This is a genomic window from Thalassobellus citreus (assembly GCF_044385915.1).
GTDB classification, from domain to species: domain Bacteria; phylum Bacteroidota; class Bacteroidia; order Flavobacteriales; family Flavobacteriaceae; genus Thalassobellus; species Thalassobellus citreus.
Genome location: NZ_JBISCC010000113.1, coordinates 11703 through 28368, shown reverse-complemented (window position 1 = coordinate 28368; position 16666 = coordinate 11703). Strand labels below are relative to the sequence as shown.

General features: G+C 31.4%; 16 protein-coding genes. 14 read left to right on the top strand and 2 right to left on the bottom strand.

The features are described from left to right. Nucleotides 1-48 precede the first annotated feature (48 nt). From ACH5TX_RS02975 to ACH5TX_RS02930, 10 genes are all read left to right on the top strand, one after another. Nucleotides 49-1395, top strand: coding sequence for an SWIM zinc finger family protein (locus tag ACH5TX_RS02975; RefSeq protein ID WP_439338060.1), 1347 nt, complete (start codon nucleotides 49-51; stop codon nucleotides 1393-1395). Nucleotide 1396: 1 nt separating this feature from the next. Next, nucleotides 1397-4339 (top strand): DUF6493 family protein, encoded by a 2943-nt coding sequence (locus ACH5TX_RS02970; protein WP_439338059.1) that lies wholly within the window; start codon nucleotides 1397-1399, stop codon nucleotides 4337-4339. Between the two features lie 35 nt (nucleotides 4340-4374). Beyond that, entirely contained in the window at nucleotides 4375-5052 is a 678-nt protein-coding gene (locus tag ACH5TX_RS02965; protein ID WP_439338058.1) for an NUDIX hydrolase, read from the top strand. A gap of 157 nt (nucleotides 5053-5209) precedes the next feature. Further along, nucleotides 5210-6190, top strand: coding sequence for an SPFH domain-containing protein (locus ACH5TX_RS02960; RefSeq protein ID WP_439338057.1), 981 nt, complete (start codon nucleotides 5210-5212; stop codon nucleotides 6188-6190). 5 nt (nucleotides 6191-6195) lie between these two features. Then, the gene (locus tag ACH5TX_RS02955; protein WP_439338056.1) at nucleotides 6196-7119 is read left to right on the top strand and encodes a diacylglycerol kinase catalytic domain-containing protein; all 924 of its coding nucleotides are present in this window, start codon (nucleotides 6196-6198) and stop codon (nucleotides 7117-7119) included. A 1-nt stretch (nucleotide 7120) separates the two neighbouring features. Next, entirely contained in the window at nucleotides 7121-7597 is a 477-nt protein-coding gene (locus ACH5TX_RS02950) for a macro domain-containing protein (RefSeq protein WP_439338055.1), read from the top strand. 3 nt (nucleotides 7598-7600) lie between these two features. Continuing rightward, nucleotides 7601-8113 (top strand): O-acetyl-ADP-ribose deacetylase, encoded by a 513-nt coding sequence (locus tag ACH5TX_RS02945; RefSeq protein WP_439338054.1) that lies wholly within the window; start codon nucleotides 7601-7603, stop codon nucleotides 8111-8113. Further along, entirely contained in the window at nucleotides 8110-8532 is a 423-nt protein-coding gene (locus ACH5TX_RS02940) for an ADP-ribosylation/crystallin J1 (RefSeq protein WP_439338053.1), read from the top strand. The genes ACH5TX_RS02945 and ACH5TX_RS02940 overlap by 4 nt, the downstream gene beginning before the upstream one ends. Then, entirely contained in the window at nucleotides 8529-9497 is a 969-nt protein-coding gene (locus ACH5TX_RS02935) for an ADP-ribosylglycohydrolase family protein (RefSeq protein WP_439338052.1), read from the top strand. Before ACH5TX_RS02940 ends, ACH5TX_RS02935 begins: the two co-directional genes overlap by 4 nt. Beyond that, a complete protein-coding gene (locus ACH5TX_RS02930) occupies nucleotides 9472-10113 on the top strand; it encodes a DUF4291 domain-containing protein (RefSeq protein WP_439338051.1) in 642 nt (213 codons plus the stop codon). Before ACH5TX_RS02935 ends, ACH5TX_RS02930 begins: the two co-directional genes overlap by 26 nt. 22 nt (nucleotides 10114-10135) lie before the next feature. On the opposite strand, the gene ACH5TX_RS02925 is transcribed toward ACH5TX_RS02930, so the two are convergent. Both ACH5TX_RS02925 and ACH5TX_RS02920 read right to left on the bottom strand, forming a co-directional pair. Next, entirely contained in the window at nucleotides 10136-11158 is a 1023-nt protein-coding gene (locus tag ACH5TX_RS02925) for a helix-turn-helix transcriptional regulator (RefSeq protein ID WP_439338050.1), read from the bottom strand. Further along, nucleotides 11158-11775 carry an HD domain-containing protein gene (locus tag ACH5TX_RS02920; RefSeq protein ID WP_439338049.1) on the bottom strand — a complete coding sequence of 206 codons (618 nt, stop codon included), beginning with the start codon at nucleotides 11773-11775 and terminating at the stop codon, nucleotides 11158-11160. The genes ACH5TX_RS02925 and ACH5TX_RS02920 overlap by 1 nt, the downstream gene beginning before the upstream one ends. 163 nt (nucleotides 11776-11938) lie before the next feature. On the opposite strand from ACH5TX_RS02920, the gene ACH5TX_RS02915 reads away from it, so the two are divergent. The 4 genes from ACH5TX_RS02915 to ACH5TX_RS02900 are packed head-to-tail and all read left to right on the top strand — an operon-like array spanning nucleotide 11939 to nucleotide 16593. Then, on the top strand, nucleotides 11939-13336 hold the full coding sequence (locus ACH5TX_RS02915; protein WP_439338048.1) for an RtcB family protein: 1398 nt from the start codon (nucleotides 11939-11941) through the stop codon (nucleotides 13334-13336). A 56-nt stretch (nucleotides 13337-13392) separates the two neighbouring features. Beyond that, nucleotides 13393-14772 carry a CCA tRNA nucleotidyltransferase gene (locus tag ACH5TX_RS02910; protein ID WP_439338047.1) on the top strand — a complete coding sequence of 460 codons (1380 nt, stop codon included), beginning with the start codon at nucleotides 13393-13395 and terminating at the stop codon, nucleotides 14770-14772. A gap of 4 nt (nucleotides 14773-14776) precedes the next feature. Continuing rightward, a complete protein-coding gene (locus tag ACH5TX_RS02905) occupies nucleotides 14777-15523 on the top strand; it encodes a nucleotidyltransferase domain-containing protein (protein WP_439338046.1) in 747 nt (248 codons plus the stop codon). Then, complete coding sequence (locus ACH5TX_RS02900; protein WP_439338045.1) at nucleotides 15520-16593, top strand: nucleotidyltransferase domain-containing protein; 1074 nt, start codon at nucleotides 15520-15522, stop codon at nucleotides 16591-16593. Before ACH5TX_RS02905 ends, ACH5TX_RS02900 begins: the two co-directional genes overlap by 4 nt. Nucleotides 16594-16666: the final 73 nt, after the last annotated feature.

Sequence of the window (16666 nt, the reverse complement as noted above, 5' to 3'; positions counted from 1 at the left end):
TATAATTTAGTTGGCAGATTTTTTTTACTATTTTTAAAAACAAAAAGTATGTCAGCAGAAACTTTAAATTATAAATACAACTCCCTTTCGAGTATTAAAAAAGAACAAGGAAAAGAGAATTTATTATTATCAAAGTTTAATGAAGTTGACAAAGGGAGCTCTCCTTGCTTTTTCTGGGGGAAACTAAATAACCCATATGAACTTTCAAGATGTTTGATTACGCTTTCTAATACAGTTCAATCTAGTTTTAATTTATCACCTTTTCAATTAGCCTTATTAAAAGATCCTATAGTTACTGCTGGTAATAATCAAATAAGATTTGAAGGCTTTTCACATTGTGCAGGTGTATACGCTAGAGTTGATGTTTTAGACAACGGACAGGATGGAGAGTTTATAGAAAATGGTACAACCAATGTAGATTTTAATACCCCTTTAATTTCTGAATTAGGCAAAATCAAAAAAAATGATGATCTCATTTTGTCTGTGGGGCAGAAAGAAGTAGGTTTTCATAAAGGAGGAGAGAGTTTCATTGAAAGAAAAGTGCCTTTACCAAGCAAATGGATAAAAGGACTCACAACAGTACAACATTTCTTTTCAGAATCAGATTATGCACAAACCTTAAATCGTATTCAAGCAATTCAGCTATTTAAGACTATTCCAAATGGAAAAGTTAAAACGGATTATTTTTTAATTAAAAGAGGTAGCAAGTATTTGTTTAGCCCTCTAAAAGCTAATAATGCTGTTTGTATTGGTGGAATTCATAGATTAAAATTACTTCAGCCGTTAATTCCGTTAATCAATGAATTAAAAGTGTATCCACAAAAAGACATGCAATCCGTGACTTTTATTTTATGTTTTGACGAATTGAACTTTGTCTTTTCGATTTCCAGAGATTTTTGGAGAGGCTTTTCAGGAGAGGGAGCAGCGCTAGAATCTTTGATAGAAGACTTACCAGATTCGTTGATTCAAGCGTTTGATAATTACTCTTTTACAAATCAAGAATTCAACCCCGCTCTAATGTCATTTGAAGAAGGAATAGATATTTCTAAAATAGAAAAACTATCAACCAAATTATCAGCGATGGGACTATTGGGTTATGATTTAGCTAAGAACGGATTCTTTTATAGAAGGTTGCCTTTCAAACTAGATAGGATAATGTCATTAAATCCAAGATTAAAAGGTGCTGAAAAACTATTAGAAGATAATAAGGTAAATATCACTCTAAAGAATGATAATGAAATAGAAGCAAAAGTAGAAGGAAGTGGAGTACAACATTATGTGGTTATAAAAGGTGACTTGCAAAAATGTACTTGTACTTGGTTTAGTAAAAATCAAGGTGAACGAGGCGCATGCAAACATATTTTAGCCGTAAAGAAAAAAGCAAAAGCCAATTAATATGCTTGAAAAAGAATTAGAAGACATTGTCTTCAAAGAAAAAGATGTAATCCCTTTTTTAAAAAAACTCACTCTAAAGGAAAAAAGAGAACTTGTTCCCTTTTTAAAAAAGTATAAAGAAAAGATTTTTGAGCACCGAATGGTTAGAGAGAAATCAGATTGGGGAACCTATGATACTTCAAAACCTATACATTCTGAAACTAAAAGAAATATTATTAGTAAAGTGTGCTATGTGTGTTTTAACAAAACAGATGCAAAAAAAGCCTTTTTCAGCGTCAGCCAACTTTCCGTTACTGATGATTATTTAGAAAACATAATCCCTTGGTATACTCCTAAATGGTTTGGTGATTTAATTAATGAAGACATGCCTTGGGAGTTGGATTACGAAAAGACGATGACATTATTCAAAAAAGGTTTGTTGCAGCCATCTCATGAATTAATACTAGCGAGACTACCAAACGCAATAGTTGAAAGTAAATGGGAGAATAATAAAAATAGAAGTTTTTACAAACCTGAAGTTTTATTTAAGCACAAAGAAACTTTAGATGAGCATATTTGGTTTTTGTTTGAAGAAGAATCAGGTATCAACAATTATTATAACTATTTACATCTAGAAAATTATAAGGGAGGTAATGATATTTGGATTGATACGATTTCTAATTTAACCAATGATGATAAACTAAACAGAAAAAAGGTTTTAATAGCGACTATATGTTCAGCCACTAAGGGATTTAATAAAACATTGAGCGGATGGTTTTTTGACCTGTTAATTAAACTAACTCCTACTATAGAAGAGATTTTAAGTTTACAGAATGAGTTTTTTGCTGCCCTAAATTCGCCTCACTCAAAAGTTGTGAATACGGTATTAAAATATTTTAAAACTGTAGCAGATCATAAAAAGTTTAAATACAAAGTCTTTATTGAAAATAGCTCGATTCAATTGAATTCTGAAACAAAGTCTGTAGTTAACTCCACACTTATGATTTTGGATAAGATTGTTAAAGCTCATAAAGCTTCTAGAATCTCGGTTTGTAAAAAAGCTTCAGAAGCATTAATTACAGTTGATGAGAAAATACAATTAAGGGCTGCAAAAATTATTGAAAAGCATGGAGACCCAAAGAAGCAAGAACTGTTGGATGAAATTAGTTTATACACTGATAGTTTGTTTCACTCTTCGAAAGAAACCTTAAAGAGTTATATAACTTCAGAAGAAGAAGCTGAAGATCATGTTTTTGACGTTGAAGAGTCAAAGTTATTGACTGAAGAAAACAAACTACCTACCTATGAAACACTAGATGATCTAATCTTTTTTGTAAGTCAGGTTATTGATAACAATGAAGTTTATCATATAGATTTGCTTTTGAGTTATTTGCCAAAGCTGAACCTGCTTTTAAATAAAGATAATGTTTCAAAGCTAGAGCCTATTTTTAAGCGTTCTCTAGATCTTTCGATGAATTTTGATGGCTGGAATAGTCAAATTGGAAGTCTTGAGTCTGAAGCTGCTTATTATATTAATGACTTCGCAGAGATATTAATGAAGAAATACCCTGCTGAACTTCAAAGCTTCAGAAAAACTAAGGATCAAAAAATCAAGAAACTTAAAGAAGACCGATTTTATAAATCACGGTATAAGGAAAATCTAAAAGAAATAGAGCATCAAACTATTCCAGATTATATATATCAAATACATCATTTCTTATTTATAAAATCTAAATCCTTCATCAAAAGAGGTTTGACTTTAGATTTATTATCTACACCAACGCACGCACCTTGCTGGGTTGATCCTGTGGTTTTAATTGATCGAATCATATCATATGAAAAAAGTGATGAGGAAATAAATCTATATGATATGCAAATTGCTTTTGGACGTTTACCGTTAGATGAGTTCCCCAAAGATGTATCACAAAAAATAGATGAAATAAATACTAAAAAAATTAAAAACATTCTAAAGTATCATTATGGTTTAATTGAACTTGAAAAGACTTATACTGATAGACCAGACTTATGGATTCAGAGTGTTATTAGCAGAAATAAAAATTCGGAGATAACTTACTTTCAAGAACAGTTATCAAATACATTACAAAAAGAAAGAGGGGTTTATTCATGGGATTGCAAATTAAGAGAAGAAAAATATAAACAATACGATTATGCTCTTAAGAAAGATGTTTTAAAAACAATGACCCGTAAAGAATTGCGTTTCAAAAAATTTGGTGAAAAGAAAAAAGAACCAGATTCTTTAATCTCTGATATTAAAAATCTTTTCAATAATAAGAAAAAGCAAGAAAATGTTGTTAGTATTTATGAATATATGTATTTCAAAAAGGAGAAATATTATACTACTATTCAGCCTCATGATGATGTGAAATTCTTGTTTCTATCGCCTAATAATCCGAGTATGTTTTTAAGTAATGTTATTTATAACAACTTAAAAGAATCTACTTTTTTTGATGAAAGCAGTAAAAAGAACATGATCAATTTACTCAAAGGCCTCTATGAAATATGGCATCGTGCAGATTATAAAGAAACAACTTATATGTTTTTGGCTACTGGACTTTTATGTAGTGATAAAGTGGCTAGAGAGCTTGCAGCAGAAATATGGATTAAAGCTAACTCTGAAGAGAAAGTGAATAATTCACTATTGGGTGAAATTATAGGTAGATTAGAATGGGGAGAATATGCACCGCTTAAAAGGTTTACTGATCTTCTGACAGCAAACCTTTTTAATGTTTCTAAAATGCACAATAAATTTTTATTCAAACTTTTAGATCTTATGATTCATAATATGAATGATGTGCCTATTAGGGGAACAAAGAAGTTGTTAGAAGTGTTTTTGGAATTAAAGTATAATTTCCCAGAAATAGAAATCAATCCTTTTACTAAGGAAAAACTCTTAAAATGGAAGGAAACAAATACACTTAAATCTATTATTACAAAAATGGTTTAAGTTAAATTTTGTATTTTTGCGTATAAATTACGCATATGAATAATCAATCCATTAAACTATCCGTTGATGCCGTCGTGTTTGGTTACGAAGAGGGCAAAATATCAGTATTACTTATAAAACGAAAGTATGAACCGTTCAAAGATAAATGGGCTATCCCAGGTGGATTTGTATTAAATGATGAATCCTTAGAAGAAGCAGTTCAGAGAGAATTACAAGAAGAAACAGGAGTAAAGATTAATTACCTTGAGCAATTATATACCTTTGGAAATCCATATAGAGATCCAAGAGGAAGAGTTGTTTCTATAGCTTATTTTGGACTAATAAGACCGAACACATTTAAAATATTTGCTTCTACTGATGCAGCTGAAGTACAATGGTTTAATATTGATGAATTACAAGAACTCTCTTTTGATCATCAAGAGATCCTTGAAATAGCCATTAAGAGGTTACAAGGAAAAATCACTTATGAACCTATTGGTTTTGAATTACTCGATAAGAAATTCCCTTTTTCAGATTTAGAAAAATTATACACTACCCTATTAGGCAGAGAAATTGACAGGCGCAATTTTAGAAAGAAAATCATTGGCCTTAATGTACTTGATGAACTCGACGAAAAAGTATCAAAAGGTTCGGGAAGACCAGCCAATTTATTCCAATTTAACCAAAAACGCTACTTCCAACTTAAAAAGGAAGGGATAATTTTTGAAATATAACTTATTGAATATTAGATTAATAATATATTTGCGTAAAAAAAACACAAAACATATTTGGTGAATTTAATATTCCTATTTACATTTGTGTTATAATTACGCAAATACTAATTTAAAACTCAAAGTTATGTTAGGAATAAATTATATCAAATTCGACTCAATGAATTACGTTATTCATTATAAAGGTGGGAAAATCAAGAAAGAAGGCAGAGGTTTATCATTCTTTTATTTTTCTCCAAATTCATCAATTGTTTCTATTCCAGTTCAGAGTAATGATTTTCAATTTGTATTCAATGAAACGACAAAAGATTATCAAGAAGTTACTTTACAAGGACAAGTCACTTATAAGATTGAAAACCCAAAGCAACTTGCTGAAGCTTTAGATTTTACTGTAAATAATAAGAAACAGTATTTGAAACATGATTACGAAAAAATTCAGCAACGAATAATCAATGAAGCTCAAACTGCTAGTGCATCTATTATTCAGTGTTTAAGTTTGAAGGAAGCTTTGAGGAGGTTAGAAGATATTGAGGCAGAGATTTTTAATAATGTTCAAAAATCAAAGACTGTTCAAATGCTTGGGTTAGAAATATTAAGCGTTAATGTGCTTGGGGTTACACCTAATCCAGAAATGGCTCGTGCTTTAGAAACTCATATGCGAGAATCTCTTCAAAAGGAAGCCGATCAAGCTGTTTATGAACGTAGAAATTTTGCTGTAGAGCAAGAACGTATGATTAAGGAAAGTGAATTGAATACAGAGATTGCTGTTGAGGAAAAGCAAAAACAAATCGTTGAAAAGAAAATGGAAACAGATGTTGTTAAGCAGCAGAATGTTCAGAAGTTAAAACAAATGGAAATGACTTCTAGTATTTCTCTTGAGGAACAGAAAAAAGAGCTTATCGATATTCAAGTAACTAATGAGAAGAAAGAAGCAGATGTGAAAGAATATGTTCTAAATGCGAATTTAAAACCATATAAAGAATTGGATTGGAAAACGCTCATGGCTATAAGTAATAATGGAAATGACCCAAGTAATAATATCGCTTTAGCTTTTAGAGAACTAGCTGAAAATGCAGATAAAATAGGTAATTTAAATATTTCTCCAGAATTATTAGATTCTATTGTAAGAAGTAAATCATAAATAAAATGGAGTTTGAAAGAGTCATCATAATAAGAGACAAAACAAGGCTAGAGTTACTAATAGAAAGGTTTAACTCAAAAGCTCAAGCCAAGTTTTATATTGAAAAATCTGAAGGAGATTTTGGATACTATGAGCTTGAAAATGATACGTTTTATAAATCATTGTCTAAAATTCAAGACACTATTTCGAAGCAATTAAAGTATAAAGTTATTAATCGTTCGTTTTTACCAACATATATTTTTACAGAGAAGGATTTAATAGTGGTTATTGGGCAAGATGGATTGGTTGCAAATACAGCTAAGTACGTTAAAGGTTTGTCTATTATAGGTGTAAATCCAGATAAAGAACGTTATGATGGTGTTTTATTAAAGCATACCTCAGATGAATTAGATGTTGTTATTAAAAATGTTCTTAAAGGAGATTATAAAACTAAGCAGGTTACCATGGCAAAAGCGCAATTAAATGATGGACAAACCTTATTAGCCTTTAATGATTTTTATATAGGGGCAGACTCTCATGTTTCTTCAAGATATGATATTGAATTTAAAGGTAAAAGAGAAAAGCATTCGTCTAGTGGAATTATAATTTCTACTGGTGCAGGCGCTACTGGTTGGTTAAGTTCTATATTTAATATGGCGAATAATATTAATAAAATTCAATCTAACAAAGAAAGAAGTGAACAATCATTAATCCGTTGGGAAGATGAAAAACTTGTATTTGTAGTTAGGGAACCTTTTTTAAGCAAGGTTACTCAAGCGAGTATAGGTTTTGGAATAATAACAAAAAAACAAACATTAAAAGTTGAATCTAATATGCCATCAAAAGGTGTTATTTTTAGTGATGGTATAGAATCTGATTTTTTAAATTTCAATTCTGGAAGCTATGTTGAAATAGGTATTGCAGACGAGAAAGCAAATTTGATAATATAAAATGAAAACTATAACATATTTAAAAGGAGATGCTACGGCTCCACAAGTTGAAGGAAACAAAATAATTGTCCATATCTGTAATGATTTGGGTGGTTGGGGTAAAGGATTTGTATTAGCAATTTCAAAGAAATGGCCAGAGCCTGAAAAGGCATATAGACAGTGGTATAAAAATAAAGCTGATAATAATTTTGCTTTAGGAGCTACCCAGTTAATTCAAGTGTCTGAAGATGTTTTTGTTGGAAATATGGTTGCTCAGAAAGGATTAAAACGAGTAAATAAAATAGCACCAATTAGATATGATGCGGTTAAGTCTTGTTTAAGTGAAATCGCAATTGAAGCAAAAAAACTAAGTGCAAGTATTCATATGCCAAGAATTGGCTGTGGTTTAGCAGGTGGGAAATGGGAAGAAATAGAACCTATAATACTTGAAACCTTATCAAATGGTGATCTAGAGGTTTATGTTTACGATTTTGAATAAAAAATGGAAATAAGAGTCATACAATCAGATATAACATCAATAAAAGTTGATGCTATCGTGAATGCAGCGAACTCTTCATTGTTAGGTGGTTCAGGAGTTGATGGTGTTATTCATAGAAAAGGAGGTGTAGAAATCCTGAAAGCCTGTCAAGAAATTAGAGCCAAGCAAGGAAAATGTAATGTTGGAGAAGCAGTTATAACAACAGCGGGAAACTTAGATGCTAGATCTGTAATTCACACAGTTGGCCCAGTTTGGAATCAAGGAGGAGGTGAAAAAGAAAAGCTTTTAAGTGATTGTTATAAAAACACAATGATCTTAGCAATTGAAAACAATGTTAGAAGTATTGCATTTCCAAATATAAGTACGGGGATTTACAAATTCCCAAAAGATTTAGCAGCTCAAATAGCGATTGATACTATTAAAAATTTTAAAAATCAAAAGACAGTTGAAGAAGTTTCTTTTGTTTGTTTTGATCTGGAGAATTATGAGTTGTATGATAAATTATTAAAACAATGAAAACAATAATATTATATAGGCCGATTGGGTTGAAAGAATTAGAACTTATAATTGAAAGTGGTTTTTCTAAATTTCCACCAAGGTTAAATTGGCAGCCTATCTTTTATCCTGTGATGAATGAAGATTATGCTTCTGAAATTGCTTTAAAATGGAATACAGGAGATGAGTTTTCTGGATATTCTGGTTTTGTCACTGCATTCAAAGTGAATACGGAGTACATTAAAAAGTTTGAAGTTAGAAATGTAGGTGGTGAAATTCATAATGAATTATGGGTGCCTTCAGAAGAAATGGAATTATTCAATAATCAGATAGAGGGAAAAATAGAGGTAACAAAGACCTTTTTAGGAAACCAATTTCAAAGATCAAATGACAAGGTTATAAATGAAATTATTGAAAAAGCTGAAGTAAAGAAAGCATGAGTTTGTTAGAAAAAATACGAAGTGGAATTATGGGAGTGGCAGTTGGAGATGCATTAGGGGTACCTTTTGAATTTTTGTCTAAAGATGAAATGAAAAGGAATCCAGCCGAAACGATGGTTGGGTATGGAACTCATAGACAACCTGTAGGGACTTGGTCAGATGATAGTTCTCTAACATTCTGTTTAATGGAAGGCTTATTAGATGGTTTTAACACGAAAAATATTGCTGATAAATTTATCGCATGGTATGATGAATCTTATTGGACACCGCATGGAGTAGTCTTTGATATTGGTGTAACAACAAGGCAGTCTATATTTTATATGAAAGAAGGGCATACACCTGAGATTTGTGGAGGTATGGACGAGTATTCAAATGGCAATGGTTCTTTAATGCGAATATTACCACTCGTTTTTTTTCTTAAAAATACTGATAATATTGAAGAACGCTATCAAATAATTAAGGACGTTTCATCTTTAACTCATGCTCATTTACGATCAGTATTAGCCTGTTTTATCTATGTGGAATATGGCTTAGAATTGTTAAACAGTAGTGATAAAATTAAAGCATATCACGTAATTAAAGATAAAGTAAATGCTTTTTTGGAGACCAAAGATTTAAACCCAAAAGAACTAGGGTTCTATTTTGATGTACTTCAAGAAGATATTTATAAAATTGATGAAAAGCGTATTTCTGGAAGTGGGTATGTTGTGAATTCTTTAAAGGCATCACTTTGGTGTTTTATGAACACAAATACTTATGAAGATGCTGTTATTAGTGCTGTAAATCTTGGAGAGGATACTGATACTACAGCTGCAATTACTGGAGGATTAGCAGGGATTTATTATGGATTGGATAGTATCCCAATGGAATGGAGAGACAAGGTAGTAAGACGAAAGGATATTGAAGGTTTAATTTTAAAATTTAATAAATCATTAAAAAATGAAACTAATAACAAAATTATATAAAGAGCAATTAAAAGAATGGCCAGAAACAGGACGCCATATTATGGCGCAGTTTGATGAGGAAAAAGTAATCGTATATCAATCTTATAGGCTAGAAATAGGTCAATTTGCAGCAAAGAATCAGTTTTTTGGAGGCGCTTTTAGCCTGAATAGAATGACTTGGATAAAACCAAATTTCCTATGGATGATGTATCGTAATGGGTGGGGGACAAAAGAAGGTCAAGAAGTTGTATTGGCTATTCATTTAAAACGTGAAGTATTTGAACGTTATTTAAATGATGCTGTGTATTCAAGTTATCAAGATGGTATATATAAGGATAGAGAAGATTGGCAAAATGCCGTAAAAAAATCAAATATCCGATTACAATGGGATCCAGATCATGACCCTTATGGTGCGAAATTGGATAGAAGAGCTATTCAACTTGGAATTAGAAATCAAGATATCGAGAAATATGCTAAAGAAGATATATTAGAAATTGAAGATATTTCAGGATTTGTAAACGAACAGTATCAACATGTTCTTAATAATGAATTAGATAAATTGATGATTCCTCAAGAACGTCCTTACCTTCCAATTGATAAAAGTGTTTGTGAACGATTGAAAATAAATGTATTTTAATTATAAATAATTTTTGAGATAATTAAGTCTGGTCTTTCAGATAAAAACCAGCAGCCTTTTCCAATTTTTGCTGCATCCTACCCCTAAGTTTTTTAGGCTTTAAAACCTCAATAGAATCTCCAAAACCTAAAATCATACGCTCAAGTTCAAAATTAATTTGCACAAAAATATTGAAGATAACACCATCATCAGTTTGTTTTATGACCCTTTGCGAATCGTGAAAAGGCTTAGTCATTACATACGGAGCATTTTTCTTGTCAACCCAAAACTGGATGCGTTCAGCGCGGATATTTGAAACAGTAACCCCAATAACATCTTTATAATATTTATCACCATTGAAGTTGTCATTTTTGTATGTGATTGTTGTATCATAATCAATAGAAACTATTCTATCTAAAGCAAAAGTAACGATTGACTTTTTCGCCTCTACTCCTGGTCTCCCTATTAAAAACCAACGATTATTAAATTCTTTTAAAATGAAAGGGTGAAAAATAATTTCAGAAGCTTCTCTAGCCTTATAAGATTGGTATCTAATCCTAAGAACCATCTTTTTAATAATAGCCTGGTATAAAATATCTAAATGTTCCAAGCCCTTTAGTTTTTCATTCCTATCCAAATGAATGATGGCAGACTGGTGAGTCTTTTCAGTATAAACCTTGTCTTCCAAACGCTGTATAATGCCTCCTAATTCAGAAAAAAGAGAAAAATCTTTAAACTGTTTTAGCATCTCAACAGTTTCCGAAAGAACATTCATGTCATTTTCGTTCAAAGGAATATCAGTTATAGAATAACCTTCATTTTCATATTTGTAAAACTTCTTATTATAAACAATTATAGGAGCATTATAACCAAGCTTATCGCTGCGCATCATTTGAATGTCTAATTGTACAGTGCGTTTACTAACATTAATCTCCCTTCCCTCATATTCATATAGAACATCAGAACAAGCTTCAATTAAATCATCTAAAGTCCATTGTTTGTAATGGTTTTGTAGACATTTATCTATCGTTTTATAACGTATTAATGCGTTTTTATTTAATGCCATTACAGGGTGTCAAGTTCTTTTTTAATATTATTTCTAGCATTCATTTCAAATAAATTATAAAAGGTATCCGTTTGGTATATTTTACTTTTATTTAAAAAATGACTCAATACCTTTTTTCTGCCTTTTTTATACACGGAGTTAGGAATAGCAGCATATTCATCTCTGATATGCTGTGTATATTGTAAATAAGTTTCGTATGGTTGACCAAGAATGCCAATGTCAAAATCTATCATCCATTTTTCATCCTTATTTTTATTGGGCGTATGGTTTTTGGTTACCATAATTAGGTTAAAAACACGCTCGATACCACTATCATCTAAAGCAGAATTCAACAAATACTCAGTAGCCAATTTAGCGCTATTCAATTCGTTCTTCTTACTCCAAATACTATAAATAATATCATGATAGAAAATGGAGAAAGCCATCTCATTAGGGTGTTCTAATTCATTCTTATACGCATCAAAATACTTGAAGAGTTCTTGTAGATGATTTAGATTATGGTATTTTCTAAAAGATTGTGTGTATTTTTCAGATAATTCTTCCCATTGTTGCCCAATAAAAGTTTCATTGTCAATCCAACAACTAAGCACTTGATAAAACCTCTCTTTTAAACCCATCTAAATAATTTTTTGAGAAATTTAGTGATTATTTTAAACTACGCAAAATAATTGCGCAGATTGGTTAAATATTTGCATCGGAATCATGAATAAGTCTTTAGAAAAGGCTTGAAAGTAGTGTTCCGCCGAACGAGGAGTCGGCGGAGTTTTAAAAAAAACAGAAATGGAAAACAGAACAAACATTACAGGACACACATTAATTGAAATGGGATTTAGATCAGGAAAATGGTTTAAAGAAGCGATAGAACATATTAATGAAAATCAATTAAGAGACGCAGATTTAAAAAATTATTTAGAGCAGTTTAAATCACCAGACCCAATAGATTTACATAAAAAAGCTGTACCGTTTTCAATAAACATTAAAGCAGATAATGAGTTAGAGGAAACTAATGTTAATTCGGTTGTAGAAACAATGGAAGTGTTAATGAAAACCCCAACTTTAGTTGACGGTGCTATTATGCCAGATGCATGTCCTACAGGTTCCACAGGTACCATTCCTGTTGGAGGTGTTGTGGTAGCAAAAAATGCTATTCACCCAGGCATGCATAGTGCCGATATTTGTTGTTCAGTAATGCTTACAGATTTTGGAAAAACAGATCCTAAAGCAGTTTTAGACGCCGCACATAGTATTACACATTTTGGACCAGGAGGAAGAGACAGAGAATCACAATTTAGATTTCCTATGGATTTATTAGCAGAAATAGAAGCAAACTATTTTTTAAATGACCAAAAATGCATTTCGGCAGCAAGATCTCACTTAGGAACACAAGGAGACGGAAACCATTTTTTGTTCATAGGTAGATCTAAAAACACAGGGAACACCATGATGGTTACACACCACGGTAGTAGAGGCTTTGGAGCCAACTTGTATTCTAAAGGAATGAAAGTAGCAGAACGTTATAGAAAAGAACTGTCGCCAGAAACACTAAAACAAAATGCATGGATTCCTTTTGATACAGAAGAAGGCGAGAAATACTGGGAAGCTTTGCAAATTATTAGAAAATGGACAAAGAAAAACCATGAAGTACTACATGATGCAACTTTAGAAAAGTTAGGAATAAAAAAAGAAAACAGATTTTGGAATGAACATAACTTTGTATTTAAAGAAGGCGATTTATTCTACCATGCAAAAGGCGCGACACCATTAGATAAAAAGTTTATGCCAGATATTACAGGGCCAAGATTAATACCTTTGAATATGTCTGAACCCGTTTTAATTGTAGAAGGAGATACAACAACAAATAATTTAGGTTTCGCGCCACATGGGGCAGGAAGAAATATGAGTAGAACACAACATAGAAAAAGTAAAACAGGAACGTTTCAAGACATCTTTAACGAAGAAACCAAAGGTTTAGATGTTAGATTTTTCTCTAAAGAGATTGATATAACAGAATTACCCACAGCTTATAAAAATGCAGAAACCGTAAGACAGCAAATGGACGAGTTTGGCTTGGGTAAAGTTATTGATGAGGTCATGCCTTATGGGTGTATTATGGCTGGTGATTGGCAAAAGAATGCGCCTTGGAAAATTAGAAGAGAGAAACGTAAAAGTAACAGGTAATTTTAGTAAAAGAGGATTAGAACTAATAAAAGCTTGCTTTATTGTGAATTGGAATAATGAAAAGTATAGAAAACCTAAAACATATAGTTTTTAAAGAAAAAGAATTTCAGACTTTGCTTTTAGAAATAAAAGAACAAGGTGGAAATGCAATGTTAATTGGAGGTGCAGTTATAGACAGTATAAATTGTTTACCTATAAAAGACATAGATATTGAAGTTTATGGTTTGTCTTATAATAAGTTGGTTGTTTTAATTGAGACATTAAACATGCCTTGTAATTTAGTTGGTAAATCTTTTGGTGTTATTAAAACCACAATAAATAATTTTGAAATAGATATATCTGTACCAAGGCGAGAAAATAAAATAGGGATAGGACACAAAGGGTTCGAGATTGTGTTAAATGAAAAAATGACACCTTTAGAAGCCGGAAAAAGAAGGGATTTAACGATTAATAGCATGTATCAGGATTTGCATAATGGAACTATTGTAGACCCTTATGACGGATTAGAAGATCTGGAAAAAGGAATTATAAGAGCAACAAATGAAAAGACGTTTATAGAAGACCCATTACGTGTATTGCGTATTATGCAGTTATTGCCTCGGAAAGGGAAAAAAGTAGCTAAAGAAACTATGGAGTTATGTAGGTCTATGGTTGATTCATTTTCAGAATTACCAAAAGAACGCATCTTTGTAGAATGGGAAAAATTATTATTAAAGGCAGACAAACCAGCTATTGGATTAGAGTTTTTAAAAAGCTCTGGTTGGCTGATCCATTTCCCTGAACTTAATGATCTTATTGGTTGTTTGCAAAACCCCAAATGGCATCCTGAAGGAGATGTTTGGAATCACACATGTATGGTGTTGGATAATGCAGCAAAATTAAGGAAGTTGATACCTAAAGAGTGGAGGTTAGCCTATATGTTTGGGGCTTTATTGCATGATGTAGGAAAACCATCGACAACAACTCCAGATTTAAAATCTTATGGGCATGATATTGCTGGAATTGAAATTTCAGAAAGGTTTTTAAACCGAATAACAAATGATAAGAAATTGATTAATAATGTCACTACTATTGTTGGATTACACATGAGACCTGGGCAATTGTACAATTCTCAAGCTAAAGAGGTAGCTTGGAAACGTTTACATAACAAATGTAGATTAGATGTTTTGGGTTGGCAAAGTAAGGCTGATTCTGCTGGAAGAACAGGGAGGAATATTTTTTTAGACACGCATAAAGTGTCTGAAAAATGTTTTGAATTATTTGAAAAATTTGGAGAACAAAAAATACAGCCTTTGGTTTTGGGGAGAGATTTAATAGATTTAGGATTAAAACCTTCCGAAGCCTTTAAAAAGATTTTGGACGAATGTTATGAAAAACAATTAGAAGGTCTTAGTAGAGAAGAAATCATTACAAGTATTAAGACAAAAAAACATTAGAACAATGAAAGCAGAAATATTGAATAAGTTAAAACAAATAGAACAAGATAGAAATATAGAAATCTTATTCGCTGTAGAATCTGGAAGTAGAGCTTGGGGCTTTGCTTCTCCAGATTCTGATTACGACATACGTTTTGTTTATAAACATAAAAAGAATTGGTATTTAAACCTTTGGGAACAAAAAGATTCCATTCAGTTCATGACCGATGACGATCTAGATGGTTCTGGATGGGACGTTCAAAAAGCACTTAAACTGTTAGCAAAATCTAATGCCTCTTTTTTAGGATGGTTGTTTTCGCCAATAGTTTATAGAGAGAATGCAGTTTTTTTGAATGAAATAAAAACCTTGGCAGCAAACAACTTTAATCCTGTTTCTGGGTTTTATCACTATCATAGTATGAATAAAGGGTTTGAAGAAACATTAGGTTCAGATAAAATGACATTAAAAAGTTTCTTTTATGCTATTCGAACAGCTCTATGTGCCAAATGGGTTTATGAAAAAAATACAATACCTCCAGTTTTGTTTCGAGAATTATACCCATTAATTGATGCGACCTATCATTCAACTTTAGATGAGTTGATACTCTTAAAAAGCAAACATATCGAGAAAAGTAATGAACCCGTTGATGCTAGTTTAATTAAATTGGTAAAACAAATTGCCAAAGAGAATAATCGTGTTAAAAATGATTTAGTAAATAAAAAATCTAATCCAGAGGAGTTTAATGAATTCTTTTTAAAAACAATAGTATGACAATAGAAGAACTAAAAAAATCTGGACATATCATTTTTGAATGCATAAGCGGAAGTAGAGCTTACGGATTGGACACACCAGAATCGGATACAGATATACGAGGTGTGTTCATTCTTCCAAAAGAAAGCTTTTATTCTTTAGATTATATAGGCCAAGTAAATAATGAAACTAATGATATTGTGTATTATGAATTACGTAAGTTTATAGATTTGTGTTCAAAAAATAATCCTAATATATTAGAACTGTTAAATGTACCTGAGGAATGTGTGCTGTATAAACATCCTATTTTTGATGAAATAAAACTAGACTATTTTTTATCTAAACAATGTGAAAAGTCATTTGCAAACTATGCCTATGCCCAAATAAAAAAAGCAAGAGGTTTAGAAAAGAAAATTGTGAACCCAGTAGAAAAAGACCGTAAATTGGTTTTAGATTTTTGCTTTGTGTATGAAAAAGGGTTATCGATACCTTTAAAGGTGTTTTTAGGTAATCATAATATAAAACAAGAAAACTGTGGTGTCGCAAATATTGCACACCTAAAAGATTGTAACAATTTATATCACAGTTTAGAGATTCCCTATAAAGGCATTATTAGAAGTGATAAAGCAAATGATATTGCCTTAAGTTCCATTCCTAAAGGGGAAGAATCTATAGGAATGCTCTTTTTTAATAAAGATGCTTATTCAACATATTGTAAAAAGTATAAAGAATATTGGGACTGGGTAGGTAAACGCAATGAAGAGCGTTACAAAACAACAGTGTCACATGGTAAAAATTACGATTCTAAAAATATGATGCATACGTTCCGGTTATTGCATATGGCTAAAGAAATAGCTTTAGAAAGCACTATTTATGTAAAACGCTCAGATAGAGATTTTCTGTTAGATATAAAGAAAGGGAAATTCGAGTACGATGACATGGTAAGTTGGGCAGAAGAACGAAAACTAGAATTAGAACCATTATATGCTACGTCAAACTTGCTAGAAAAGCCAAATCTATCTAAGATAAATAAATTGTTAATTTTTATTAGAATGAAATTTTATTCTGAAAATTTGGAACTTATACATTAATACTCTCATCTTTGCACCAGTTCATTGAAAAGGTTCTTTATTATTCTGTGGGATATGTAACACCATAATGCGT